Genomic DNA, 26034 nt, shown 5'->3' on the forward strand with positions numbered 1-26034 from the left:
TAGAGCCATACATTGAAAACGGTATCCTCATGACAACCCCCTCCCAGGCCGCCGATCCGGTTCGCATCAAGCGCGCCCTGATCAGCGTTTCCGATAAAAACGGTATTGTCGAACTTGCCACTGCCTTACACGAACAAGGTGTGGAGATTCTATCCACCGGCGGCACCTACCGCTTATTAAGTGACCATAACATTCCCGCTGTGGAAGTGTCGGACTACACCGGATTTCCGGAAATGATGGCTGGCCGGGTCAAAACCCTGCACCCGAAAGTGCACGGGGGCATCCTCGGGCGCCGCGGTGTCGACGACCAGACCATGGCAGAGCACGATATTCATGCTATTGACATGGTAGTCGTCAACCTTTACCCGTTCGAAAGTACCGTGGCCGACCCCGACTGTTCCCTGGCAGACGCCATCGAAAACATCGATATCGGCGGCCCCACCATGGTCAGGGCCGCCGCCAAAAATCACGCCGCCGTCACTATCGTCGTCAATACCGCCGACTACGGCCCCCTGCTCGAGGAGATGCGGGCCAACGACGGCTGCACCCGCCACCGCACCCGCTTTGACCTGGCGGTGAAAGCCTACGAGCACACCGCCGCCTACGACGGCGCCATCGCCAATTACTTCGGCCGCCTGGTGCCCGGCGGCAACGAGACGTTTGCGCGTACCTTCAACACCCAGTTGCGCAAAGCCCAGGATATGCGCTACGGCGAAAACCCCCACCAACAAGCCGCCTTCTATACAGAACCACGGCCGCAGCCGGCAAGCGTTGCCGCGGCCCGGCAACTGCAGGGCAAGGCCCTGTCGTTTAACAATGTCGCCGATACCGATGCGGCCCTGGAAACAGTCAAGCTGTTCGAACGCCCCGCCTGTGTCATCGTCAAACACGCCAACCCCTGCGGCGTCGCCGAAGCGGCCGACCTGGGCAGCGCCTATGAGCGGGCCTACGCCACCGATCCGGAATCGGCTTTCGGCGGCATTATCGCGTTTAACCGGGCGCTGGATGCCGAGACTGCCGCGGCCATCGTCGAGCGACAGTTTGTCGAGGTCATTATCGCGCCCGGGGTCAGCGACGCCGCCATCGCGGCGGTCAGCGCCAAGAAAAATGTGCGCCTGCTCAGTTGCGGCGACTGGAGCGCCGGGCAGCCCGGCGGTTTTGACCATGGTTTTAACGACGGTTTCGACTACAAGCGGGTCAACGGCGGGCTGTTGGTGCAGGAGCGCGACCTGGGTATGAAAACCGCAGCGGATTTGCAGATAGTCACCCGCCGCCGGCCCGCACCCGAACAAATTGAAGACCTGCTGTTCGCCTGGAAAGTTGCCAAGATGGTGAAGTCCAACGCCATTGTCTACGCCCGCGACAAGCAGACGGTAGGGGTCGGCGCCGGCCAGATGAGCCGGGTAAACTCCGCCCGTATCGCCGCCATCAAAGCCGAACACGCCGGCCTCGAAGTGCGCGGCTCGGTGATGGCTTCCGATGCTTTTTTCCCGTTTCGCGACGGCATCGACAATGCGGCGGCGGCGGGCATCAGCGCCATTATCCAGCCCGGCGGCTCGATGCGCGACGAGGAGACCATCACCGCCGCCGACGAGCACGACATTGCCATGGTGTTTACGGGGATGCGGCATTTCAGGCACTAGGGTAAATGGCGCTTCCTTAAAACAAGGATGTGCCACTTGATCGGTCTGTCGCTGGGTGGGGTCTTCAGAAACACGTCGTGAACCCATCCATGGGGACTTCCCGACAGCATCCCTGCTGTCGAGAGTTTCTGAAGACCCCACCCAGCGACAGACCTACCTCCGATATCCTTATCGAGATCGATAAAGATTGCGTGAGGATCAGTAAATTGCGCATATCAGCTTGAAGAACTGCTACCCGAAACTCGGCCGCCACGACGACTAAAAAACTACAAACTCGCAAGCAATCAGCGCAGGAAAGTGAACCCATTATGACAAATATTTTAGTAATCGGCGGCGGCGGTCGCGAACATGCCCTGGCCTGGAAAGCGGCCCAAAGTGAGACGGTAGACACTGTCTTTGTGGCGCCCGGTAACGCCGGCACGGCCCGCGAGCCAAAGCTGGAAAATGTCGCCATCGATGTGATGGCATTTGCGGAGCTTGCCGATTTTGCCGTCGCCAAGCGGGTCGACCTGACCATTGTCGGCCCGGAGGCACCGCTGGTGGAAGGCATAGTCGACTACTTCAACGCCCGCGACCTGCGCTGTTTCGGCCCAAGTAAGGGCGCCGCCCAACTGGAAGGGTCGAAGGCCTTCACCAAAGACTTTCTCGCCCGCCACAATATCCCCACCGCCGCCTATGCCAAGTTTACCGAGCTGCAACCGGCACTGGACTACCTGCGCGAACAGGGCGCGCCCATTGTGGTCAAGGCCGATGGCCTGGCCGCCGGCAAAGGCGTAATCGTCGCCGAAACCCTGGCGCAGGCCGAGGCTGCCGTGACGGATATGCTGTCGGGCAATGCCTTTGGCGACGCCGGCTGTCGGGTGGTGATCGAAGAGTTTCTCGACGGCGAGGAAGCCAGCTTTATCGTCATGGCCGACGGCAGCCATATCCTGCCCATGGCCACCAGCCAGGACCACAAGCGCGCCGGCGACGGCGACAGCGGTCCCAACACCGGCGGTATGGGCGCTTACTCACCGGCACCGGTGGTCACCGACAGCGTGTATCAACGGATCATGGACGAAGTGATTAACCCCACGGTGGCCGGCATGGCTGCCGAAGGTAACGCTTACACCGGTTTTCTCTACGCCGGACTGATGATAGATGCCGGCGGCACCCCCAAAGTCATTGAGTACAACTGCCGCTTCGGCGACCCGGAAACCCAACCCATCATGCTGCGCCTGCAGTCGGATCTGGTAAGCCTGTGCGAAGCGGCACTGGCCGGCAGGCTCGACACCTGCACCACCGAGTGGGACCCGAGGCCGGCAGTCGGGGTGGTGCTGGCCGCCGGGGGGTATCCAGCTACCTACCGCAAGGGCGATGTCATTGAAGGGTTGCCGGAGGGCGGGGGCGACGGGCAAAAAGTTTTTCACGCCGGTACCGCAGAGGCCGGCAGCCAGGTGGTTACCAATGGCGGTCGGGTATTGTGTGTCACCGCACTCGGCACTGATGTCGGCGCGGCCCAGGCCCGCGCCTACCGGCTGGCGGGCGAGATTTGCTGGCCCGGTATTTACTACCGCCGCGACATTGCCCATCGAGCCATCACCCGGGAACAGGCGTAACAGCGCCGGGGTTTCCATCGGCGCCGGGGGGCGCTATTATCGCTGCTCCCCTGCCCGATAGCTTAACATGTCGCTGCCATGGCCTCTGCAAGATACGGTGTTCTATGGCGAATGATGTCGGATTGCCGCCGGCACTCTCCCTTAACCGGGCGCCCGCGTCAGTCGCCGGCGCCGGTGCGCGAATTTGCTGCGACAATTGATAAGCTCAGAGCTTTATATAACAGGTCCACAATTGCAGTGAATGAACCTGGCACCGCAATTGACCAGTTCCGCAGCAGCATTGACAGGCACAAAGCGGCAGCCGGTAAATCCAACCCTTCAGTTAAGAAGCTCAGGGCTGCTGTTAAAAAGCTCAGGGCTGCGCCTGACAGGTACAAGGCTTTGGTTGGCGGACTTGGCGCTGTCTGCACACTGCTGGCTGGTTTGATGCTGCCCAGTACAGCCGCGTCCGGCGCGCTGACAATCGATCGGGACACGGGCATCGTCGATCTCGCGCCCCATGTGGATATCCTGCCCGATCGCGAGGGCCTGCTGCGGCTACCGGAAGTCCTGGCCCAAAGCGACCGCTTCTCGCCGTTTCCCACCGACCGTCTGTGGCTGGCCCCGGGCGCCACCGCCTACTGGCTGCGCTTCTCGCTGGACCATCGGCCGCAGGCGCCGGAGGAGCTGTTCCTGTCGATCCTGCCGTCCGACCTCGACTATATCGATCTGTTCCAGGTGCGCGAGGCCTCCGGCGAGATCGTCTTACACCGCCAGGCAGGCCTCGCCTACCCCCGCAACCACGACAGCCTGCAACAGGCCAACTACCTGTTCACACTGCCCAAAACCACTCCCGGTGCAACGACCTATTACCTGCGCCTGCAGTCGGACAAAGCAATCAACCTGTCCATGCGCCTCAGTCGCGCCAGCCATCTGCTGGTCGAGAGCGCGCGCATCAACTGGTGGGCCGGCCATCTGTTCGGCATCCTGACACTATTGATCCTGGTGAACCTCTCGCAAATCTGGCGGGACAAAAGCAAGAATCCGCTGTGGTACAGCGGGTTTCTGCTGATGGCGCTGCTCTATATCGCCGCGCGCTGGGGCTATATCAATCGCTATTTGCCCGATTACGTGCAGTTGTTCGACCTGGCCATCGCCCTGTTCGCCTACGGCACACTGCTGTGTTACAGCGAATTCAGCCGCAGTTATTTCAAAACCCGCAAACAATTGCCGAAGTGGGACCTGGCACTGCGCTTCTACACCGGCCTGACCATCGGCGGATTTTTAGTGACGCTGTTGATTCCGCGGGGACTGGCCGGCGCCCTCAGCGCGACCCTTGCCATCCTGGGCATGCTGATGTTTTTCACGCTCGGTATCTTCGCCGTTTTTCAGGGTATGAGAAGAGCGCACTACTACACCATCGCGCGGGTGATCACCACCCCGATCATGCTGTGCTATATCCTCAGCCTTTATCAGATACTGCCCTGGAGCTACTACATCGTCTGGCTGCTGCTGGCGGCAATAGCGCTGGAGGGCATAGTGATGACCTATACCCTGGTCCAATACTCCGTGAGTCGGTTCGATCACCGCATGCGTCACCACTACGAGACCACTTTGCAGAGAAACACCAGGCGCAGCTACGCGAAAACCATGCGTCAAATCGATCGCGAACTGCGCACACCGATCAGCGGCGTAATCGGTATGGCCGAGCTGCTGCTGGACACCTCATTAACCCGCAGTCAACGCGACCAGGTGCAAACGATTCGCCGCTCCGGCCACTCGCTGTTGAAATGGTTAACCCGCCTGTGCGACTGGTCAAACCTGCACCATGACCGCATCGCCTTCGACAGCGTACCCTTCGAACTGAAAACACTGATGGAGGAGTTTGCCGAGGACTGTCGCGAACAGGCCGAGGATCGCAAAGTCCGGCTGACCCTGAGCCTGGACCCCCGCTTACCGGAGCTGCTACAAGGCGACCCACACCGCTTGAAACAAATCCTGACGGGCATTTTCGAACACGCACTTTATTACAGCGAGCAGGGGACCCTGGCGCTGGAGTTGCGACCGGCGACGGAAAAAAATACCTGGGAAATCACCCTGGCAGACGACCAGAGCGGACTCCAACCCGAGGAGGTGGCGGCCCTGACCAACGCCGGCGCCGGCGATGAATTCATTGCCTCACAGGCCATCGCCCCGCAGTTTGTATTACCGCAGCGGGACTGGTTCGTCGCCCAGCGGCTGGCCGTGCATATGGGCGGCGATATCACCCTGAGCCTGGCAGGCGATGCCGGCGCCCGCTATACCTGCCGGGTGCAGATTCCCCCGCACACGCTGTTACAACGCAGCGAAGCCGATTACAACGACCTGTTGCGCGAGCGACGGCTGCTGGTAGTGGACGACAGCGCCTCGAGCCGCAAAGTGGTGAGCAAACGGGCGGACCGCTGGGGCATGCGTGTCAGCAGCGCGCCCAGCGGCCGCGAGGCACTGGCGATACTGCACAGCGTGACCAATCTCGGCGGGCACTTCGATTTGATCATTCTCGATCACAATATGCCGGGTATGTCGGGGCTGGAGTTGGCCGAGCGCATTGACCGCGATCCCAAACTGCGCCACACCCCCATGATCATGTTGTCCGGTGCCGGCAGCCTGCCGAGTCCGGAAAAAGCGCGGGCAGTGGGGATCAGCCAGTGCCTGAAAAAGCCGGTCAGCGCCAGGACACTCAAAATAACCCTGGCCGAAGAACTCACCGTGGCGCTGGCCCGCCGCGGCGAACATCAACCCGCCATCACCGCCCGGTCGCGAGCCCAGTGACGCAGCGCGCTGATTTTTTCCGCCATCACCACTGACAGCGGATTGGTTTTGCTAAGCTGCTCGGCCAGGTGGGCATCGGTCACCGCTTCCCCGCGCGCCGCCGCACTGTAAAGCGCGGCGACCACCGCCTGCTCGATTTCAGCCCCGGAGAAACCCTCGCTGAGGTCGGCCAGCGCCGGCAGGTCAAAACCGTCGGCCTGCAGCTCGCGCTTGCCCAAGTGAATGGCAAAAATATCCTGTCGCACCCGGGCATCCGGCAGGTCGACAAAAAAGATTTCATCGAACCGCCCTTTGCGCACCAATTCCGGCGGCAAGCCGCTGATGTCGTTGCTGGTGGCTACCAGGAATACCGACGGACGCGACTCCGCCATCCAGGTCAGCAACGTGCCCAACAGTCGCCGCGAGGTGCCGTTGTCGCCGTCGCCCTGGGTCATGCCTTTTTCCAATTCATCCAGCCACAGCACGCAGGGTGCCATCAACTCCGCCAGCTTCAACGCTTCGCGCAAATTGCGCTCGGTCTCACCCACGTATTTGTTGTACACCATCCCCATGTCCAGCCGCAGCAGCGGCAATCCCCACAACCCGGCCACCGCCTTGGCGGCGAGACTCTTGCCGCCGCCCTGCACCCCCAGCAGCAGGATGCCCTTGGGGCAATCCAGCCCCTGCCCCTGTGGATTCAAAAACACCTGGCGGCGCTCGGCCAGCCAGTTTTTCAGGTGCACCAAACCGCCAACCCCGGCAAAGGTCTCGGTCTGGTACTCGAATGTCAACACACCCTCCATATCCATCAGTGCAAACTTGGCTTTGTTGACCGCCGGCAAATCACTTTCGGTGATCGCGCCGTCGTCGACGATGGCACCGCGCGCCAGGCGTCTGACTTCCGCGTGAGTCAGGCCTTTCAGGTTGGCGACCAACTGTTGCAGCGTGCGGTTGTCGGTTTTGATGCGGCCGCCGCCCTTGGCGGCCGACCACTGCTTGGCCTCCTCCCGGATCAGCGCCAGGATCTCCTTCTCATCGGGCAGCCGCAACTGCAGGGAGGCGCTGTAGCGTGCCAGCTCCGGCGGCAAACTGAGGCGGTGGCTGATCAACACCAGGGTATGGGGAACGTTTTTGTGGTTGAGAACAATATCTTTGATCAACCGGATATGTTTCGGATGATCATCCATAAACGGGTGGAGGTCGCACAGGGCAAACACACCGGCCTCCACCTGCCGCTTGATATGCTCGAGCACCGCCGCCGGCTCGCAGTTCTCGCTCTCGCGCTGTATCTGCAAGCCAAAGCTCATTCGGCTCAAGCCGTCGGTCAGCGACCAGCGAAACAGCGGCGAGCGCTGGCGCTGGGCGACTTTCAGCAACAGATCGAGGGCGCGCTTCTCTTCGTAGGTTTCGATCACCACCAGGGGGACTCGGGTCTCCAGCATCAGGGCCAAATCTTCACTACCTGCCACGTATCGGTTCCTTGTCTTGTTATTCGCCGTATTATTGTGGCCTGAAGCCCCGCCATTCACAACAATCGCCGCCATGAGCTACAATAGCGTACATGACTGACCGCCGACTCTCCCCCCTCGATCACCTGCTGGTCCAAGCCGACCGCGCCCTGCGTACCATCAGCCGCGGCACCCCAAGCCACAGCCGCCGCTCGCCGGCCGAGAATGTGCCCGAAAACGAGATGAGTGCCGAGGAGCAGCGCCACGCCGCCGGGCTGATGCGGGTCAACCACACCGGGGAGGTCTGCGCCCAGGCGCTGTATCAGGGCCAGGCGCTGACAGCCAAGTTACCGGAGGTGCGGGATGATATGGAGACAGCGGCAAACGAGGAGATCGACCACCTGGCCTGGTGTGAAGAGCGCCTGGAGCAATTGGACAGTCACCCCAGCGTCCTCAACCCCCTTTGGTACGGTTTGTCCTTTGCCATCGGTGCCTCGGCGGGGCTGGTCAGCGATAAAATCAGCCTCGGCTTCGTTGCCGCCACCGAAGACCAGGTCTGCCGCCACCTGCGCGGCCATTTGCAGGACCTGCCCGAAACGGATGGCAAGAGCCGCGCCATCGTCGACCAGATGCTGGTCGATGAAGCCAAACATGGCCACACTGCCCTGGCCGCCGGGGGCCTGCGCTTTCCCGCCCCCGTCAAAGGCTTGATGCGCCTGGCCTCAAAGGCCATGACCAGCACCAGTTACCGTATCTGACGCCCGGTTAAGCCTCCACCAACTCGTAACTGTGGGAAATCTCCACACCGCCCGCTTCCAGCATGATCGAGGCGGAACAGTACTTGGTGGCCGACAGCTCTACAGCCCGCTTTACCTGAGTCTCTTTGAGACCGGTGCCGGTCACCACAAATTTGAGGTGAATGCGGGTAAACGGCGAGGGTACCCCCTCGGCGCGCTCGGCCTCCAGCGCCACCCGGCAGTCAGAAACAGCCTGACGCGCCTTGCGCAGGATACTCATCACATCGAAAGCGGCGCAGCCCCCCAGACCGAGCAATACCATCTCCATCGGTCGGACCCCCATATTGCGGCCGCCATGGTCGGCCGGACCGTCCATCACCACGCTGTGCCCGCTGCCGGATTCGCCGAGAAACATGGCGCCGTCAACCCACTTTACCGTCGCTTGCATATCCACCCCTCCACCTTTACTGCCTGTTGCCTTTGCAATGCCCGCCCGCACGGCTGCGAACCGGGCCGGCAAGCCTACCACATAACCGCAACTGGCACTCATTTCACCCTATCGGTTGCGCTATGTCTAAGTTTTTAACCTATATGTAGGCTCTGTATCGCAGAGGCTATACCTGCGCGGATGCTTTATGCGATCATCTGTCGCCGTCTCCGGCGGGTGTCCGCTTTACCGCTGGGTAGCGGAAATCCACCGCAAACCGGGTAAACTACATACAACGCAATAATCTTGTGGTAGTTTTTAGGATTTAGAATAAAAAGCGTTAACTATTGAGGAACTACTCTTGGTCGCCGTGTCTCTTACGCCCCATATGAAAAATGTTGACGAGTTTTTAAGTCATTGCCATCGCCGCCGTTATCCCGCCAAAAGCACCCTGATTTACGCTGGCGATAAAAGCGATTCACTCTACTACATCATCAAAGGCTCAGTGACCGTCTTGATCGAAGACGACGAAGGGCGGGAAATGATCGTCACCTACCTTAACGACGGCGATTTTTTCGGCGAGATGGGCCTGTTTAACGAAAAGGACTCCCGCAGCGCCTGGATCAGGGCAAAAACCGAGTGCGAAGTTGCCGAAATCAGCTACGGTAAATTCCAGGAGCTGTGCGAAGTTCACCCGGAGTTCATTTTTGCCCTCGGCGAGCAGATGGCCCGGCGCCTGCGCAACACGACCCGTAAAGTCGGCGATCTGGCGTTTCTCGATGTTACCGGCCGGGTTGCACGCACGCTGCTGGACCTGTGCAAAGAACCCGATGCCATGACCCACCCCGACGGTATGCAAATCAAAATCACCCGCCAGGAGATCGGCCGCATCGTCGGTTGCTCACGGGAAATGGTGGGACGGGTACTGAAAACCCTGGAAGACCAGGGCCTGGTTTCGGTTAAAGGCAAAACCATGGTGGTGTTCGGCACCCGCTAAGCCCAACTGCTACAGACAATTCATCACACCGGGCGTGAGCGGGCTGAGGAGCCAGGAGGGAGACCCGGGGCAAACCTGGAGGGAGAAGGCTCTTCACGAGATATCCCGCATAAATCGCTGCATTGGAAAGAACTTCCCCGGACACCGGGTGGCCTCACCCGCGATCCTGCCATGACCGGCGACATTGCCCGGCAAGATGGCGTATCTCGACATCAGGGTTCTCGTCAGCCCCACCAAAGCGAGGTACTGTGGCTCCGGTACCGTTGTCACGTCATAGTTACCGATCAGGCAAATACCGATGCCGCGAAAATTGCGATCGGTGTTATTGCCGGAGACGTGTGCACCCCAGATATGGAGTTCGCCCCTGGAATCATTCGCTATCTCCCCCATACCCAGGCCGTTGCCGTTACCGTTAACATAGTGGTAGGGAATGGCGTCAATCGGGTCCTGCGCCTGGCGCTGGCGGTGCACTTCCTGCAAAAAAGCAATGTCGCCGAAGGCGCCGGCGCTGTGGTGAATAACGATATAGCGCCATCGCTGTTGCCAGTACAGCGAGCCAATGCCGACACTGCCGACCAGCAGCATCGACTTCAGCATAAATCTACGCCCGATCATGGAGCAGCGCCGCAACCTCTATCGATATATGGGATTGGGGTGAAAAAAGCGACAGCCGGCATCCCGTTTGTCAGCCCGCCGCCCCGATGGTTTGGAAAGCAATCAATTGAACATTTCCAACAGCTTCATGCCCGGATCGGCTTCGCGCATAAACGCCTCCCCGACCAGAAACGCATTGACGCCGTGACCGCGCAGCGCCTTGACATCATCGATGGTGTGAATACCACTCTCGGTGACGATCACCCGATCGCTGGGAATCATATCGAGCATCGCGAAAGTGGTGTCCAGGGCGACGTCAAATGTATGCAGATTGCGATTGTTGATGCCAATCAGTTTATTCGGCAACTCCAGTGCCAGGGCCAGCTCGGCGCTGGTGTGCACTTCCACCAACACGTCCAGTTCAATGCTGTGGGCCAGGTCGTTCAGCGCGCGCAAACGCGCAGGGGTGAGGGCGGCTACAATCAATAAAATGCAGTCGGCACCGATCGCCCGCGCCTCGTATACCTGGTACTCATCGACAATGAAGTCTTTGCGAATCACCGGCAGTTGCGATGCATTCCTCGCCTCTTTCAGATAGCTTTCGCAGCCCTGAAAAAAATCGGCATCGGTCAGCACCGAAAGACAGGCGGCACCGCCCTTCTCATAGCTGATCGCGATCTCCGCCGGATAAAAATCCTCCCGGATCACGCCTTTGCTGGGGGAGGCTTTTTTAATCTCGGCAATCACCGCCGCCCTACCCTGTTGAATTTTGGCCTCTATGGCCGCCACAAACCCGCGCGGTGGGGATTGCAGGGTAATCATATCGTGCAGTTGCGCCGCGTCGGTAACGGCTCGGCGCGCGGCGACTTCTTCGTGTTTGCGGCTGATGATCTTGCGTAAAACTGTGGGTGTATCCACCGGGGTCAAACTCCTAGGGCCTGTCTACACTAATTGAGTTAGCTCTGTTGGGCCTGAACAGGCTGCTTTGTCGGCGGCTAAGCGCTTTTTTGGTATTCCGTAAAAGCCGCCAGCTCGGCGATTTTTTCTTTTGCCAGGCCACTGCCAATGGCATCCTGGGCCATCAGCACGCCCTGCTCCAGGCTCGAGGCGACACCGCTGACGTAGATGGCCGCCCCCGCATTGAGGGCGATAAGGTCGGCGGCCTTGTCGGCGTGCTCGCCTTTGCGCCGACCCAGCGCATCCTGAATCAGGGCCAGAGATTCGGCGGCGCTGGCTACGGTCAGGCCGTCCAGGGGGCGCTGAGAAACACCGTAATCACCCGGCTGAATACGATAGTCGCGAATATCGCCGTCACGCAACTCAACCACGCGGGTGGCGGCGGCAATGCTGATCTCATCCAGCCCGTCCTCGGCACAAACCACCATAACATGCTCACTGCCGAGTCTCTGTAAAACCTGCACCATCGGCAGGCACAGCGAATCGGCAAATACGCCGATCACCTGGCGTTTGACACCGGCGGGGTTGGTCATCGGCCCCAGCATATTAAAGATGGTACGCTGTGCGATCTCCTTGCGCGGGCCAACCGCATGCTTCATAGCGCGGTGGTGGGCCTGGGCAAACATAAACCCCACCCCGATCTCCTCCACGCAGCGGGCCACTTGCGCGGGCGTGATATCCAGGTGCACGCCGGCAGCCTCCAGCACATCGGCACTGCCGGTGGCGCCGCTGGCGGCCCGATTGCCGTGCTTGGCCACGCGGCCGCCGGCGGCGGCGACAACGAAGGCCGCGGCGGTCGAGACATTAAACAAATTGGCGCTGTCGCCGCCGGTGCCGCAGGTATCCACCAGGTAATCGGCCTCGACCACCACTTTGGTGGCCATTTCACGCATCACCAGGGCCGCGCCGGTTATTTCATCGATAGTTTCGCCTTTCATCCGCAGGGCCACCAGGAAAGCCCCGATCTGCGCCGCGGTCGCCGCGCCCGTCATTATCTGCTGCATCACTGCCGTCATCTGCTCGGTGGTCAAGTCCTGCTGTTCAATCAGCACAGCCAACGCCTGTTTAATATCCATAGCCTGTTTCACTCATTATCACATTATCACTATCACCCATGTCGGTACTCATACCTGCAGCGCACACCTGCGATCCAGACCCGCGGCTCACATCATCAGCCATGACGGTGGTCGTACCGATTACTCATACCCCTGCCCATACCCGCTACCGGCAACACCTGTCCGAGGCGCCGGCCCACGCTCTTGCACCGCTGTCTAGCCAGCCGCCTGCTGGAGGTCGAGAAAATTCTGCAGCAAGTCATGCCCCTGGGCTGTCAGTATGGATTCCGGATGAAACTGAACCCCCTCAATCGCCAGGTTGCGGTGGCGCATGCCCATGATTTCATCCACCTCGCCGGTTTCGGTGCGGGTCCAGGCGGTCACTTCCAGGCACTGCGGCAGCGTGTCTTTGTCCACAATCAGCGAGTGATAACGGGTGGCCTCGAACGGGTTGGCCAGGCCGCGAAACACACCGGTGTTATCGTGGTAAATCGGCGAGGTCTTACCATGCATGACACGAGCGGCCCGCACCACCTTACCACCGAAGGCCACACCGATGCTCTGGTGGCCCAGACATACCCCCAGAATCGGTACAGTGCCGGCAAATGCCTCGATGGCGGCCACCGATACACCCGCCTCCTTGGGTGTGCAGGGCCCGGGCGAGACTACGATTTTCTCCGGAGCCAGCGCGCGGATACCCTCGACAGTCACCTCATCGTTGCGCACCACCTGTACATCAGCCTCTAACTCTCCCAGGTACTGCACCACGTTGTAAGTGAAGGAATCGTAATTATCGATCATCAACAGCATACAATTACCCATATACCCCGAACCCGACCCCGGAATGCATAACGCCGGCGATAATAGTCGGAATTAATCTAAAACCATGACTAAACGTCGAATTAATTTACAACAGTAACTCTACCCGCGCGACGGATACCGGCGATCGCTATCGGCAAGAGCGGCCGCGCAGTATAACACCAACCTTTAGCCCTGGGCTCATCAAGCTACTTTCTTTATATTTTTCAACAGGATACCAATTATTTTTGAAGCGATAAAAGAGGCTGTGGACGCCACCGCCAACAGCCTCACCAGCGTTGTTTGCCGCAGCAACATTCAGGCCTGAATATTGCTTGCATTATTGCTCAAACGTAGGTTGATACATTTTTAAAGCACCTTCAGCAATATAGAGGTAGATGTAACCCGCCTACTTAACGATGATGGCTGCCAGAGCTGTGAGCTAATCGCTGGCTCAGCTTGATATGTGGGCATATAATTGGTTCTTCAGGGGTTATTACAGCTGTTAGTACCGCCGGGTCTTAGCGAGCTGAGAAACGGACGTCGACTCACTAACAATGGCGCGGATTTCAACTGTATCAAAATTGCAACACTCCTGGCAGATACTGATAAGAAGACGACTCGAGGCTTGTACCAATGACATCATCTGATAAAGACAAGGAGAATCTTGAGGTGATGCGCCCGAGGAACGGCAAGGGCCAGGTCAAGCTCCCCAAGCTCCTGGCTCAAATCAGAGAAGACACCCTGTTCACCACCAACCAGTGTCTGGAAAACCTGTTTGCTGTCTGTGATGACCTGTTTTACGACCTGTCCAATCGCGCCTCCAGCAACAACGAGCAAGCACTGTACTTCGAGTCCATGCGGGAGATCAGAATAAAGAAGCAGGGCGTCATCAGTGTGTTCCAACAAACCCTGTCGGCCAGCTTCGCCAACCTGATCCACGGCAAGAGCACCGCCACCAGCCCGACACCGCCGGATTCCTCGACCAATCCGAGCCTGTCGCTGGTCGAGAACGACGACCTGGAGATCGAGTTGGCGATCTCCAGTATGGCCAACCGCACCCGCAAGCTCTACCTGGGCACCCTCTATGAGCTGACGTTGCGGCTCGATCATCTGTTTCCGCAGATCGAGGTCACCGAGAAGAACAACCCGCTCGACCCGGAGCACATCTGCCACGCCTTCTCCCACGCCTGTAAAAAGCAGTTGGAAATCAGCATCAAGCCGCAGATCATTATCTTCAAGCAGTTCGAGCGCTATGTGCTGAACCAGTTGGGACACTGCTATTCCGATGCCAACCAGCTGCTGATCAATACCGGCATTTTGCCAAAGATACCGCGCAACCTGCAGCGCCAAACCGGCAGCGAGACTGCGGCCAAGTCGGGCAACGCGCAAGAGGCAGCCAACGCGGCGAACGCCAACGCCGCAGCCGAACCCGGCTACGCGGCGGCGCCGGCCTATCACTTCAGCCTGCCCGAACTCAGCTCGATACTGTCCAGTATCCGCGCCATGGGGCCGACGCCGGCGCTCAGCTTTTACAACACCTATGCCGAAAATCCCGGCCCGGCGATGGGTGTGGCCGAACTGGTGCATATGCTGACAAAGACCCAGTCCATCGTCGACAACGCCCACAACGACAACGGCCCCAAAAATTACCTGCACCCCATTGTGTCGCAGTTGCTGGCCCAAAAACACCCCGAGCAACCCCAGGCGCTGAAACAGTCCGAAGACGACATCATCAACCTGGTGGCCATGTTCTTCGAGTTTATTCTGGACGACGACAATATTGCCGCAGCGATCAGGGCGCAGATCAGCCGCCTGCAAATCCCTATTTTGAAAGTTGCGCTGAAAGACAGCAATTTCTTCAACGACGGCTCGCACCCGGCGCGCTGCCTGATCGACACTATCGCCGGCGTCGGCGTCAGTTTCGATGAGAGCAAACCACTGGAGCGCGATGCGGTCTACCAGAAAATAAAAAAGATCACCCAGGCGATCAACAATCAATACACCTTTGACGAATCCATTTTTGCCACCATGCTGGCTGAGCTGCGCCAGTACCTGCAGAAAGAGCAGCGTAAATCGGCGATGGTAGAGCAGCGCACCACCGAGGCAGAGGAGGGCAAGTCGCGCATCAAGGTTGCGAAAAACGCAGCGCGCAAACTGCTGATCAAGAAACTGCGGCAAACCTCTCTGCCCGATAAGATTCGAGACTTTCTGATCAGCTCCTGGCTGAACGCGCTGATCATCACCCATTTGAAGTACGGTGAAGAAAGCTCCGAATGGGTGGAATCGGGCCAGACGGTCGACGATCTTATCTGGGCCTGCCAGCAACACAACGATGCCAAGGCGCAAAAGCGCATCAATGCACTGGTGCCGGACTTGCTGGCCCGCATCGCCGATGGGTTGCAGATTATCAGTGAACACCCGGATTCGCAGTCCAGCAAACTGAAGGAAATCGAGGAAATACTCTACAAGGCCGAGAAAAACGAGATTCAGGCTGCCGACTGTTCACCGATTACTGAAGATCAGGCCGAGTCCATCATTCCCGAGAGCGAAGAAACCGCCGGCGACGGCAAATCGAGTGCGATCCAACGGCAAAAAGACCGCTATGAAGCACTTACGTACGATTTTATCAAACAAGCCGAGCAGCTTAAAACAGGAACCTGGCTAAACTACAAGGACATCGATACCGGTAAACTCCTGCGCTGTAAACTGACCACAAAACTGGACAACACCGACACTTATATCTTTGTCAATCGCTTCGGCTTTAAAGCGCTGGAGAAGCAACGCAAAGAATTTGCCTATGATATGCAACAGGGGCGTGTCGGTGTTCTGGAGAGCGGGCCGTTGTTTGAGCGCATTATCGGGCAGGTCATGGGTAATCTCAAACAAATAGCCAAACAGGACCCCTCACCGGCGACATAGATCCCCATGCCCGGGGCCGCGTGTGTGGCAAGGGGGTTGAGCCACTCAGGGAATATCTATAGGCTATAGCGTCACATTATTAAACAACAATTTATGCCGCCACATGTTATCTTTGCGGCATTGAGCTACCCCTGCCATTTGCCCATGGGATACAGCAACGTCACTTTCTCCGCCTACACGAGCGCCAGCCTGTTTTGGTTCGTTTTAAGCGCTATATTTGCTTACCATCGTAGACAAGGGGACGCGCCGAGAGCATTGGTTATCGCCAGCGCGGTCAACGCACTTTGGCTCATCGCCTATGCTGTTCACCAGAAGACGCCGCTGTTCAGTGCTTTCCAGCTTCTCATCGGCGAAACCGTGCGCTACTGCATGTGGATCGCAGCACTGTCCTACATACTCAAGCATTTCACCCAGCGCGAGCCGCCCAACACCATCCGCCTGATTTTGTTTGGTGGCTGCGCAGTGGCACTGCTGCTGGTGCCCCTGTCACTGGCGTTTGCGCGGGAACAGGCGCAACCGCTCACGATCTGGCTGGGTCTGTTCCTGTCGATCATCGGCCTGATCGGTATCGAGCAGGTGTATCAGAATACCCGCAAAAACCGTCTGGTGAAGCTCCTCGGTATCAATCTCGGGGCGCTGTTCGTTTACGATATTTATTTGTACTCCCATGCGATGATTTTCAGCGGCATGGATAGCGAGCTGGTGCAGGCCCGCGCCGTGGTGGCCATAGTGACGGCCCTGGTACTGACCGCCGGCGCCGCCGTGCTGCCGTTTAAGGGCGAACAGACTGCCGCCATCTCAGTATCGCGCCCCATTGTGTTCTATACCACCTCCCTGACTGTGGCCGGTGGCTTTATTACGGTGCTGGCGCTGGGCGGCTACTACGTCAAACTCTACGGCGGCGAGTGGGGCACGGTGGTCTATACGCTGCTCCTGTTCGGGGCGCTGATTACCATTACCGCCGCCTTTGCCTCCCAGACCGCCCGCCAAACCCTGAGTGTCCTGATCAGCAAACACCTGTTTCGCCACAAGTACGATTACCGCACCGAGTGGTTAAAGCTGATTCAACAGCTTTCGCAGCCCACCAGTGCCCGCGACGTGCACCGCCAGGCAATTACCGCTGTCGCCTCCATCTTCAAAAGCCCGGGCGGCGCCCTGTGGCTGCGCAAAGGCCCGGTGATGGCGCCCTATTTCCAGATGAATATGGAGCAGTTTCCGCCGGAACCGATCGCCTCGGCCTTCTGCCGCACACTGCGCGAGGACGAATGGGTCTTCGCCCCGCAATCCACAGATGACACCGCCCACAGCCAATACAATGAGTTCCTGCCCGGCTGGAGCCAAAAAGCCAAAGATTTATGGATCATCTTTCCACTGTTGATCGAGCGGGAGTTGATCGGCTTTATGGCACTGGCCAAGCCCAAGGTCGACGCCTCGCTTACCTGGGAAGACCTCGATCTGCTGAAAACCGTCGGCCGCCAGGTTGCCAACTACCTCGAGCGACACCGGCAGGCGGAACAGTTGATCGAGTCGCGCCAGTTTGACGCCTTCAACAAATTGTCGGCGTTTGTGATGCACGATTTGAAGAACCTTATCGCCCAGCAGGCCCTGGTGGTAAAAAATGCCGCCAAACACAAGGACAATCCGGCATTTTTTGAAGATACTATACATACGATCAACAATTCTGTGGAACGTATGCACCAGTTGCTGAAAAAGCTGCAAATGCACGAGCCGGAGGAAATACGCAACCTGGCGGTGAAGGATGTGGTCATCGAGGCGGTGAAAAAGTGCCACGACAGCAAGCCGGTGCCGACCCTGCGTCTGGAGGACACCGGCGGCAATATCACCGCCGACCAGGATCGCATCGTTATGGCCCTGATCCACCTGATTCGCAATGCCCAGGAAGCCACAGCCGCCAATGGCTTTATTGACGTGACACTCAAGCAGGAGAACAACACCGCCTGCATTCAGATCGAGGATAACGGCACCGGCATGGATCAGGAGTTTGTCCAGGAGCGCCTTTTCAAGCCGTTCGACACCACCAAAACCGGTAAGGGAATGGGCATTGGCGTTTACCAGGCGCGCGAGTATATTACCTCTATCGGCGGCACGCTCGAGGTCACCAGCGAGGTCGACGTCGGCACGACTTTCTCCATCACGCTTGTTGCCACAACCTACTAATAAGTAGATCACTATGAGTAAAACCAACCAGAACAACACCCTGTTGATCGTCGAAGACGACGAGGGCCTGCAAAGCCAATTGCGCTGGCACTTTGATCAACACCAGGTGGTAATCGCGGGCGATCGGGCCGGGGCCATCGAGGCCATCAGGCTGCACGAGCCACCGGTGGTGATTCAGGACCTGGGCCTGCCACCGGATGACGAGGGCGTTGAAGAGGGTTTTCTCTGCGTGCAGGAAATCTCGAAACTGGCACCCAATACAAAGATCATTGTCATGACAGGCAACGCCGACTACGAAAACGCGGTACGGGCGGTGGCCATGGGCGCCTACGATTTTTATCAAAAACCGGTGGATACCGACACCCTGGACCTGATTGTCCAACGCGCCTACCAGATGTACCAACTGGAGGAGCGCAACCGTAATCTACTGGACATGCAACAGTCACCTCTGGAGGGTATTATCACTGCCGATCCGGCCATGATGAAGATCTGTCGTATGCTCGAAAAGCTGGCCCCCACCAACGTCACCTGCACCCTGATGGGAGAGAGCGGCACCGGCAAAGAGGTGTTGACCCGCGCCCTGCACAATCTGAGTCCGCGCAAAGACAAGCGTTTTGTCGCCATCAACTGCGCGGCGGTGCCCGAGAACCTGATGGAAAGCGAGCTGTTCGGTTACGAAAAAGGTGCCTTTACCGGTGCGGCCAAGCGCACTAACGGCAAAATCGAGAATGCGCATCAAGGCACGCTGTTTCTCGATGAAATCGGCGATATGCCGCTGAACCTGCAGGCCAAGCTGCTGCGCTTTTTACAGGAGCGGGTGATTGAACGCCTCGGCGGCCACGAGGAGATACCGGTAGATGTGCGGGTCATCTGCGCCACCAACAAAAATCTGCCGGAGATGGTGCGCGACGGCACCTTCCGCGAAGACCTCTACTACCGGATTTGCGAAATGGAAATCAATGTCCCGCCACTGCGGGAACGCCAGGGCGATAAAATTCTTATCTCCCGGCATATCCTCAAACGGATCGCCAAGGACCAGAGCCAGAACATTACCGGCTTTACCCGCGAGGCGGTCGAGGCGATCGAAGGCTACAGTTGGCCCGGCAATATCAGAGAACTCGAAAACAAGCTCAAGCGCGCCGTTATTATGTGCGAAGAAAAAAGTATCTCCCCTATCGACCTGGGGCTGCACTCGGCCGAGAATATCGATATCAACCTGCGGCAGGTGCGGCAAAAAGCCGAAAAAGCCGCGATCCAGCGGGCCCTGGCAATTTCGGACAACAATATCTCCGCCACCGCCAAGCTTCTGGGCGTCACCCGACCGACACTGTACGACCTGTTAAAAAAATACGATATCCAACTCACACAGTGAGCGCGAGCGACAGTCTTCTGCCATGCCAAACAGTGCGACCGGACCCTGTTACCTTGCACAGCGACTTTTCGATCCACTCACTCAACCGGCCTCTTATAAAGGCACAGAGACGAAACGATGTTGACTGATATTACGGCTATATGCACAGCCCGGGGCAAACGCCTGGCGGCACCGGCCTTGGTAGCCGCCCTTCTGCTCGGCGGCTGCGACGGCGGTCCGGGCGATCTGCGAGCCGAGAGCAGCCAACGCATCGAACGCGCGCAGGCTTACCATAAGCAGGGCCAATACCGCGCGGCCATGATCGAAGCGAGAAACGCCATCAAACTGGCGCCGGAACTCGCCGAACCCCATATTGCCCTGGCACGCATTTTCAACACCCTGGCCCAAGGCAAGCAGGCGCTGACACAACTCGACCAGATTCCGGCACCGCAGCGCAACGGCAGCGCCTATCAGGCTACCCTGGTGCAGGCCTACCTGCACCAGGACAAATACCGATCGGCGCTGAACGCACTGGCGCAAAGTGAAGCGCTGCGCCGGGAAAAACCATCGGAATATTACCTGCTGCACGGTGGGGCACTGATGGGCGCGGGGGATATCGAAGCCGCCGCCGACAGCTACCGGCAGGCGCTGGCCACTGAACCGGAGCATCAACAGGCCCTGCTGGGACTGGCCAGAATCCGCAGTCGCGACAATGCCATCGAGCCGTCGCCGGCATTGCAAAAGCTCGAGCAACTCTACCCCCGCTCGGCCGAAGTGCTAATGCTCAAGGCCGGTATAGCATTCAACCAAAATCAGTTGGACGAAACCGAACACCTGCTGACCCAGGCGCTCACAGCATTGCCCAGCACCGACATCATGACGCCGCAACGGGCATCGGTACTGCGGGCACTGGCGGACATTCTGGTACGCCAGGGGCATTCCGCCGAGGCGCTGATCTATACGAGGCTGCTGGCGGAGGCCTTCCCCGGCGCCGACGAGGCCAATTCACGCTACCGGCAGGCGCTGGAGTTATTTCGCCAAAAAGAATTTGCAGCGGCTGAGAGCAACCTGGAACAGTTGTTGGACGAATATCCGCGCATGGGACAGGCGGCGCAGTTGTTGGGAATCATCAAATTCATCAAAGGCGACCTGCAACAGGCCAATCAATACTTCTCCGAGTACCTCGATCCGGAGATTGCCCCGCAGGCCATGACCCGCATCGCGGCACTGACTAATATGCGCCTGCGCGAGCCCGACAAAGTATTGGAACTGCTGCAGGATCAGGTGGCCGATGACAGCGATCCGCAGATGCTGGCCATGTATGGTATCGCCGCACTGGCGGCGGGACAGTTCGAGCGGGGCGAAGCAGCGCTGCTCAGAGCCGTCAAGGCCGACCCGGCGCTGACACGCCTGCGCCTGGCACTGGCCAACTACTACAACGGCAAACAACCGCCGCAACCGGAACAAGCATTGACCCAACTCAAGATCGCCCTCAATCAAAACGACGGCGATCCGCTTATCCAGGCCGCGCTGGTCCGATATTACCTGCAGTCGGAACAACAGGCCGAGGCGTTGAAACTGATCACCACTATTCTGCGCAAAGACCCGCAAGCCCACACCGGCCATATCCTCGCCGGCGATTACTACCGCGCGGTCGGGAAACTTTCGCAGGCGGTGTCCCACTATCAAAAAGCCGTAACGCTCAATGCCGAAGAACCCCGCAGCCTGTTGCGATTGGGGCAGGCACAACTCGCCCTCAAAGATCACGCCGCCGCCAAGCGCACCTACCAGCAGGTTATCGAGAGGGCACCGGAGGAAAAGAGCGGCTATCAGGGATTGATTGCCGCGCACGAACTGGCGGGTGATGCCGAGGCAGCTATCGACACTATCACCCGACTCAGCCGCACCGGCACCCACCAGGTACCGGCGACCGTGCTGGCGGAACACTACGCGCGCCGCAACAATTTCGAACAGGCCGGCATCTTCGAGCAGGCGGTTATCGACGCTGCCCCCAATGCCAGAAGCACCAGCGCGCTTACCGGCGCCATCGCCCATACCGAAACCCAATACCGGCTGCGACAGGGGGAATTTGCCCTGGCGCGGCAGGCGGCCCACCGGGGTCTGGCCGCAAATCCGGGATCGGTGCCACTGCTGCGGGCATTGTCACAGACCGAAATTATGGGCGCCAACTACGGCGAAGCGGAAAAGATTATCGCGCAGGTGCGTACCGCCAACCCGGCAGTCGCCGACCATTTGACCGGCGACCTGCAGCGCGCCCAGGGCAATATTGCGGCAGCCATCGACGCCTATGAAAGCGCCTGGGAAACGGCACCCAGTGATCTCCTGGGCAGTAAGATTTACGCGTTGCGAAAAACCGGGGAGCCCACCCGGGCCTCCAGCTTCCTGGCCGCATGGCTGGCCGCTTACCCCGATAACATTCGCGCCATCACCCTGCGCAGCGAGGAGAAAATCGCCCGCGCCGACTTCAACGCTGCTATCAGCGATCTGCAACGCGTGCTCGAAGTACAGCCGAATTCACCTGCGCTGTTAAATAACCTGGCCTGGGCCTACTATAAAACCGGCAACCCGGAGGCAGTGGCCACCGCCCGGAAGGCCTACGAACTGGCGCCGGACAATGCCGCCATCGCGGATACCTATGGCTGGGTGTTGTTTAAAAACGGCGACCGGCGCACCGCGTTGGACATACTCAGAAAAGCCGCCGCCCTGGCACCGGAAAATCAGGAAATACGGGAACATCTCAAAGCGGCGCAAGCCGGCGGCTGACGGCAGTTCAAACCGCGGCGGCGATCACCGCCATCATACTATCGAGATGTCGCTCACTCACACCGGCATGGGTGGGCAGGGTGAGCAGCCGCCCGGCAAACGCCTCGGCGCCGTCGAGAGCATCGTTGACAGTTACCTTTCCTGCCACGCCTGTTACCGCCGGCAACACGTTTACGTACATCGCTGACGCACCCAGTCCCGCGTCCTGCAATGCTTGCAATAATCGATCGCGCTGGACGCGATGCTCACAAACCAGCGGGTATCTGAGCAGACGACCGCGCCGCGGCGCACCATAGCTCGCCGGCAGGTGGGCGGCCGGGAAGCAAGCCGGTAACTCCCGATCGTAAAAGGCTTCGACCCGGCGCTGCTGCCGCTGGTAATGTGCAACACAGTGGGATAACCAATTCCGGCGCACAGCGTCGAGGGCATTGATCTGCGACAGCGGGTGAAAAGCCGTCTCTCCCAGTGACAGCAGCGGATTGCGATTGAGCCAGCAATACAGTCGCGGCTTGAGCAAAATATTGAAAGCTCTGACTTTCAACGGCAACCAGCGAAACGCCTCCGCGGGGCTCAGCAAGGGCTGAATCGCCGCCGTCAAACCCAGCGACCGCTTCACCCATAACACCCCGCCGCCGAGCAGACTGACCGGTTTGCCGCGCCCGAAGGAAGTCAACACAAAATCGGCGTCCAAGCCGACACCTGGGAAGGGTTCCGGAAACCATTGGGCGCTATCCTCAACCAACACAATATCCTGTGCCGTGGCAAGCTCGCGCAACTCTGCCATGCGCTCCCTGATGCCGAGAAAATTTACAGCCACGATTAAGAGGGTGTTGGCGTTGATCGCCTCACGCAGGCGGGACAATCGATACGCGGGGTCCTGCGCGTCGATATCAACCAGCACCGGTTGCACGCCGGCGTACTCGGCGGCGGCCACTAAATCCGGACATGCATAACCGGGTAAAATCACTTCGGGGGCATGAATGTGTGGCTTGCACTGCCGGGCCAACTGCATCGCCAGCGCTAATGCCGAAGTGCCGGAGTCCACCAAGACAGCTTCGTAGCCGTCGACCGCCAGCGCGGCGGCATCAGCGGCGCGGGCCGGCGCCGGCAAATCAATCGGATTTCCCGCCGGCGGCAAGTCGCCGCGAATCAGCGCGCCGAGGGCTGCCACACCGTCATCCGTTTGCCCGCCAGGAAGCGACAGCAGGCGTCAAACAACGCCAGATTTACCTGTACAAAAAAATAGATGATCTTGGTCACACTGCGACTGCGAAGCCGTTCACTATAGTGTGCCGCCAGCGCCAATCCATAGAAAACCAGTTGCGCCAACAAAGCCAACTGATAAATGAAACCCTGGTGTGAGACCAGGGCGCTGACTACCAGCAACGCCAGTAAAAACCAGGGCACCAGCCATCGCATCAACTTGTGGCTGATCAATTGAAAGGAAAACCAACCGAACTTAAACGGATTCAGCACTTCGGGATGCCGGCTCAACGCCGTCATGCCGCGAATCACCGTGCGTATTTTGCGTTGATACTCTTTCGAAGGATCCTTGAGGTCCTGGTAGTAACCCAGCACATCGGGGGCCGTGACCGCCACCATATCCGCCTTTGCACAGTTCAGCGCGGTGTTGAAATCACTGGGGGAGTGAATGTCCCATGCCTGGCAGACTGACTTGCGGGCGGCAAAAAAAGAACCGCTCAACCCCACCAGGCCGGCCAGACGCGATTCCTGCTGGCGCAACCACATCTCATACTTGACATAAGCGCCCTCGCCGACTACACCGCCGTCCTTGGCCGTAAAACGGTCTTCACTGGACACGGCCCCGATACGCGGGTCGGCAAAATAGCGAGCCATCTTGGTCAGCGCATCCTTGGGTATTTCGGTTGCCGCATCCGAAAACACGATAACATCACCTTCAGCTTTTTCAATGGCGGCCAGCTGGGCGTTCTCTTTTCCCAGCCGCTGCTGAGCGCGCACCAATTTCACACCGCGCTCGGTATATTCGCGCACGATATCGTCGGTGCCGTCGTCGGAACAATCGGAGGTTACAATAATTTCAAGCCGTTCGGCCGGAAAATCGATATCGAGTGCGTTGTCGAGCTTCTGTCGAATTCGGTTTGCCTCGTTGTGCACGGTGATAACCACCGAGAGCGACAACTCCGGGTTATCCCCGTCCGCTGCCGGCGCAGACCGCTTGCGCCCGGGCAACAATTTCAGCGCAATGGGGTATAAAAAGTAACTGTATAACGATAAAATGGCCAGCGCCCAGAACACGGCAACCAACATAAGTCATCTTCCTTCATCCAGGGAAACACCTTTAGTCATCTCATGTCATGCAATCGTGGTCATAAGACCATAAACAGATAACCACATGTCATGAAGCCATAGACAGGGCGTCAATATAATTACAATGGCAGATAATAAACCACTAAAGGTCGTACATATCATTTCCGGCGATCGCTGGGCCGGCGCTGAAGCCCAGGCATACACCCTGCTGAAAGAACTCGATCGCCACTGTGATGTTCACGTGATACTCATGAACGACGGTGAACTTGCAGATCGGCTGCGAACTTCAGGGCTCAAGGTGTCAGTGATCGACGAAGCCAAGTATAACAGCTTCAAAATACTTGGCCTATTGATAAGCCGACTGCGCCGCCTGCAGCCGCATATCGTCCATACCCACCGCCAGAAGGAAAACATTCTCGGCAGCATCGCCAACTTTGTCGGCGCCCGGGCCATCTCCCTGCGCACCGTGCACGGTGCGCCCGAGTTCACCGCCAGCGGCCGGCAAAAAGTACAGGTACTGGCGGATCGATACTGCGGCAAGTACCTGCAGAAAGCTGTTATCGCCGTCAGCGATGAACTGGCCGCTCAGCTCGGTGCCCTGTTCCCGCGCCGCAGCATACACACGATCCTCAACGGCATCGACCCAGACGCCGTGCGCAGCGGACTGACCTGTCCCGATTTCAAGCAGTGCCACCCCGATGACCGTCATATCGGTATTGTGGGACGGGTAGAGCCGGTAAAAAGGCCGGACATTTTTTTACAGATGGCGAAGCTGCTGCTGCAAGACGCGCCGCAAACATCGTGGCGCTTTCACGTTTTTGGGGACGGCAGCCTGCTGGCGGCAATGAAACAGATGTCACATGACTTGCATATTGACGCACAGGTAACATTCCACGGCCACCGGCAGGATATCCGCAGCTGCATTGACGCGCTGGACGCCGTGGTCATGCCCTCGGATCACGAGGGCCTGCCGATGACGGCACTGGAAGCCGTCGCCCTCGGCACACCCTTCTTTTGCCACAAGGTGGGAGGGCTGACAGACCTGCTCGCGCGATATCCGCAATATCTTATTGCCGAAAACCGACCCGCGCGTTACGCCGAAGCCCTGCGTTTCACCTTGGACGGGCAAGCGGCCGTGCAGTCCTCTCCACAGACGCTCGATGCCGACTACCTCGCGAGCACCAATGGCGCAAAGGTATCTGCGCTGTACCACCAACTCACCGGGCGGACGGCGTAAAGCGAGCGGCAAGCGAGCGCAGACATCCGCATGGAGAAACCACACAGGAGAATATAAGTGACAGCAACAGGGAAAGACTCTTCCTGCAATCGCTTCCGGGCCACTGACTGATCAAGCTACTTATAAGGATACTTACCGGCCTGGTCTGTCAGGCCAGGCGGGAAACCGGATGTTCACAGTCCAGGGCTGGAATCCGAGCCGGGCGGCCGGATTATTCTACTTGCCATAGGCCCCTGCTATACTTGCGGAC

At 58.7% G+C, this 26034-nt stretch carries 18 protein-coding genes; 10 read left to right on the forward strand and 8 right to left on the reverse strand.

Translation table 11 applies throughout. The features are described from left to right. Positions 1-29 precede the first annotated feature (29 nt). The 3 genes from purH (at position 30) to FKG94_RS18970 (ending at position 6031) form a co-directional block, all read left to right on the forward strand. Positions 30-1643: a bifunctional phosphoribosylaminoimidazolecarboxamide formyltransferase/IMP cyclohydrolase gene (gene purH, locus FKG94_RS18960; RefSeq protein WP_142928508.1), complete on the forward strand. Its 1614-nt coding sequence runs from the start codon at positions 30-32 to the stop codon at positions 1641-1643. A gap of 308 nt (positions 1644-1951) precedes the next feature. Next, positions 1952-3241, forward strand: a complete 1290-nt coding sequence (gene purD / locus FKG94_RS18965) for a phosphoribosylamine--glycine ligase (RefSeq protein ID WP_142928509.1) — start codon at positions 1952-1954, stop codon at positions 3239-3241. Positions 3242-3667: 426 nt separating this feature from the next. Further along, positions 3668-6031: a hybrid sensor histidine kinase/response regulator gene (locus FKG94_RS18970; protein ID WP_179957716.1), complete on the forward strand. Its 2364-nt coding sequence runs from the start codon at positions 3668-3670 to the stop codon at positions 6029-6031. Here the strand turns inward: FKG94_RS18970 and FKG94_RS18975 are convergent. Further along, positions 5995-7452: an AAA family ATPase gene (locus FKG94_RS18975; RefSeq protein ID WP_246125268.1), complete on the reverse strand. Its 1458-nt coding sequence runs from the start codon at positions 7450-7452 to the stop codon at positions 5995-5997. The two genes, FKG94_RS18970 and FKG94_RS18975, sit on opposite strands and share 37 nt — an antisense overlap. A gap of 119 nt (positions 7453-7571) precedes the next feature. On the opposite strand from FKG94_RS18975, the gene coq7 reads away from it, so the two are divergent. Next, on the forward strand, positions 7572-8216 hold the full coding sequence (gene coq7 / locus FKG94_RS18980; RefSeq protein WP_142928512.1) for a 2-polyprenyl-3-methyl-6-methoxy-1,4-benzoquinone monooxygenase: 645 nt from the start codon (positions 7572-7574) through the stop codon (positions 8214-8216). A 7-nt stretch (positions 8217-8223) separates the two neighbouring features. On the opposite strand, the gene FKG94_RS18985 is transcribed toward coq7, so the two are convergent. Next, on the reverse strand, positions 8224-8643 hold the full coding sequence (locus tag FKG94_RS18985) for an OsmC family protein (protein ID WP_142928631.1): 420 nt from the start codon (positions 8641-8643) through the stop codon (positions 8224-8226). Positions 8644-8983: 340 nt separating this feature from the next. On the opposite strand from FKG94_RS18985, the gene crp reads away from it, so the two are divergent. Next, positions 8984-9619: a cAMP-activated global transcriptional regulator CRP gene (crp, locus tag FKG94_RS18990; RefSeq protein WP_142928513.1), complete on the forward strand. Its 636-nt coding sequence runs from the start codon at positions 8984-8986 to the stop codon at positions 9617-9619. A gap of 93 nt (positions 9620-9712) precedes the next feature. On the opposite strand, the gene FKG94_RS18995 is transcribed toward crp, so the two are convergent. The 4 genes from FKG94_RS18995 to FKG94_RS19010 form a co-directional block, all read right to left on the reverse strand. Continuing rightward, positions 9713-10216, reverse strand: coding sequence for a peptidoglycan recognition protein family protein (locus FKG94_RS18995; protein WP_179957717.1), 504 nt, complete (start codon positions 10214-10216; stop codon positions 9713-9715). A 120-nt stretch (positions 10217-10336) separates the two neighbouring features. Continuing rightward, positions 10337-11131 carry an indole-3-glycerol phosphate synthase TrpC gene (gene trpC, locus FKG94_RS19000; protein WP_142928515.1) on the reverse strand — a complete coding sequence of 265 codons (795 nt, stop codon included), beginning with the start codon at positions 11129-11131 and terminating at the stop codon, positions 10337-10339. Positions 11132-11208: 77 nt separating this feature from the next. Further along, positions 11209-12246 (reverse strand): anthranilate phosphoribosyltransferase, encoded by a 1038-nt coding sequence (gene trpD, locus FKG94_RS19005; protein WP_142928516.1) that lies wholly within the window; start codon positions 12244-12246, stop codon positions 11209-11211. 195 nt (positions 12247-12441) lie between these two features. Then, positions 12442-13035 (reverse strand): anthranilate synthase component II, encoded by a 594-nt coding sequence (locus tag FKG94_RS19010; RefSeq protein WP_142928632.1) that lies wholly within the window; start codon positions 13033-13035, stop codon positions 12442-12444. 624 nt (positions 13036-13659) lie between these two features. On the opposite strand from FKG94_RS19010, the gene FKG94_RS19015 reads away from it, so the two are divergent. The 4 genes from FKG94_RS19015 (at position 13660) to FKG94_RS19030 (ending at position 22258) form a co-directional block, all read left to right on the forward strand. Beyond that, positions 13660-15945 carry a DUF1631 domain-containing protein gene (locus FKG94_RS19015; protein ID WP_142928517.1) on the forward strand — a complete coding sequence of 762 codons (2286 nt, stop codon included), beginning with the start codon at positions 13660-13662 and terminating at the stop codon, positions 15943-15945. A 93-nt stretch (positions 15946-16038) separates the two neighbouring features. Further along, positions 16039-18123 (forward strand): XrtA/PEP-CTERM system histidine kinase PrsK, encoded by a 2085-nt coding sequence (prsK, locus tag FKG94_RS19020; protein ID WP_246125261.1) that lies wholly within the window; start codon positions 16039-16041, stop codon positions 18121-18123. 13 nt (positions 18124-18136) lie between these two features. Further along, positions 18137-19495, forward strand: a complete 1359-nt coding sequence (prsR, locus tag FKG94_RS19025; RefSeq protein ID WP_142928518.1) for a PEP-CTERM-box response regulator transcription factor — start codon at positions 18137-18139, stop codon at positions 19493-19495. Positions 19496-19612: 117 nt separating this feature from the next. Beyond that, entirely contained in the window at positions 19613-22258 is a 2646-nt protein-coding gene (locus FKG94_RS19030; RefSeq protein ID WP_142928519.1) for a tetratricopeptide repeat protein, read from the forward strand. 7 nt (positions 22259-22265) lie between these two features. On the opposite strand, the gene FKG94_RS19035 is transcribed toward FKG94_RS19030, so the two are convergent. After that, positions 22266-23429: a DegT/DnrJ/EryC1/StrS family aminotransferase gene (locus tag FKG94_RS19035; protein ID WP_142928520.1), complete on the reverse strand. Its 1164-nt coding sequence runs from the start codon at positions 23427-23429 to the stop codon at positions 22266-22268. Continuing rightward, positions 23408-24547 (reverse strand): glycosyltransferase family 2 protein, encoded by a 1140-nt coding sequence (locus FKG94_RS19040; protein WP_142928521.1) that lies wholly within the window; start codon positions 24545-24547, stop codon positions 23408-23410. Before FKG94_RS19040 ends, FKG94_RS19035 begins: the two co-directional genes overlap by 22 nt. Before the next feature lie 124 nt (positions 24548-24671). Between FKG94_RS19040 and FKG94_RS19045 the strand changes: the two genes are divergently transcribed. Beyond that, positions 24672-25784 carry a glycosyltransferase gene (locus FKG94_RS19045; RefSeq protein WP_142928522.1) on the forward strand — a complete coding sequence of 371 codons (1113 nt, stop codon included), beginning with the start codon at positions 24672-24674 and terminating at the stop codon, positions 25782-25784. Positions 25785-26034: the final 250 nt, after the last annotated feature.

The organism is Exilibacterium tricleocarpae, from assembly GCF_007004655.1.
Lineage (GTDB): Bacteria > Pseudomonadota > Gammaproteobacteria > Pseudomonadales > Cellvibrionaceae > Exilibacterium > Exilibacterium tricleocarpae.

Excerpts from the sequence above, each read along its gene's own strand:
- purH (WP_142928508.1), top strand. The coding sequence starts at position 30 with ATGACAACCCCCTCCCAGGCCGCCGATCCGGTTCGCATCAAGCGCGCC.
- purD (WP_142928509.1), top strand. The coding sequence starts at position 1,952 with ATGACAAATATTTTAGTAATCGGCGGCGGCGGTCGCGAACATGCCCTG.
- FKG94_RS18970 (WP_179957716.1), top strand. The coding sequence starts at position 3,668 with ATGCTGCCCAGTACAGCCGCGTCCGGCGCGCTGACAATCGATCGGGAC.
- FKG94_RS18975 (WP_246125268.1), bottom strand. The coding sequence starts at position 7,452 with ATGCTGGAGACCCGAGTCCCCCTGGTGGTGATCGAAACCTACGAAGAG.
- coq7 (WP_142928512.1), top strand. The coding sequence starts at position 7,572 with ATGACTGACCGCCGACTCTCCCCCCTCGATCACCTGCTGGTCCAAGCC.
- FKG94_RS18985 (WP_142928631.1), bottom strand. The coding sequence starts at position 8,643 with ATGCAAGCGACGGTAAAGTGGGTTGACGGCGCCATGTTTCTCGGCGAA.
- FKG94_RS18995 (WP_179957717.1), bottom strand. The coding sequence starts at position 10,216 with ATGCTGAAGTCGATGCTGCTGGTCGGCAGTGTCGGCATTGGCTCGCTG.
- trpD (WP_142928516.1), bottom strand. The coding sequence starts at position 12,246 with ATGGATATTAAACAGGCGTTGGCTGTGCTGATTGAACAGCAGGACTTG.
- FKG94_RS19010 (WP_142928632.1), bottom strand. The coding sequence starts at position 13,035 with ATGCTGTTGATGATCGATAATTACGATTCCTTCACTTACAACGTGGTG.
- FKG94_RS19015 (WP_142928517.1), top strand. The coding sequence starts at position 13,660 with ATGACATCATCTGATAAAGACAAGGAGAATCTTGAGGTGATGCGCCCG.
- prsK (WP_246125261.1), top strand. The coding sequence starts at position 16,039 with ATGCCGCCACATGTTATCTTTGCGGCATTGAGCTACCCCTGCCATTTG.
- prsR (WP_142928518.1), top strand. The coding sequence starts at position 18,137 with ATGAGTAAAACCAACCAGAACAACACCCTGTTGATCGTCGAAGACGAC.
- FKG94_RS19030 (WP_142928519.1), top strand. The coding sequence starts at position 19,613 with ATGTTGACTGATATTACGGCTATATGCACAGCCCGGGGCAAACGCCTG.
- FKG94_RS19040 (WP_142928521.1), bottom strand. The coding sequence starts at position 24,547 with ATGTTGGTTGCCGTGTTCTGGGCGCTGGCCATTTTATCGTTATACAGT.
- FKG94_RS19045 (WP_142928522.1), top strand. The coding sequence starts at position 24,672 with ATGGCAGATAATAAACCACTAAAGGTCGTACATATCATTTCCGGCGAT.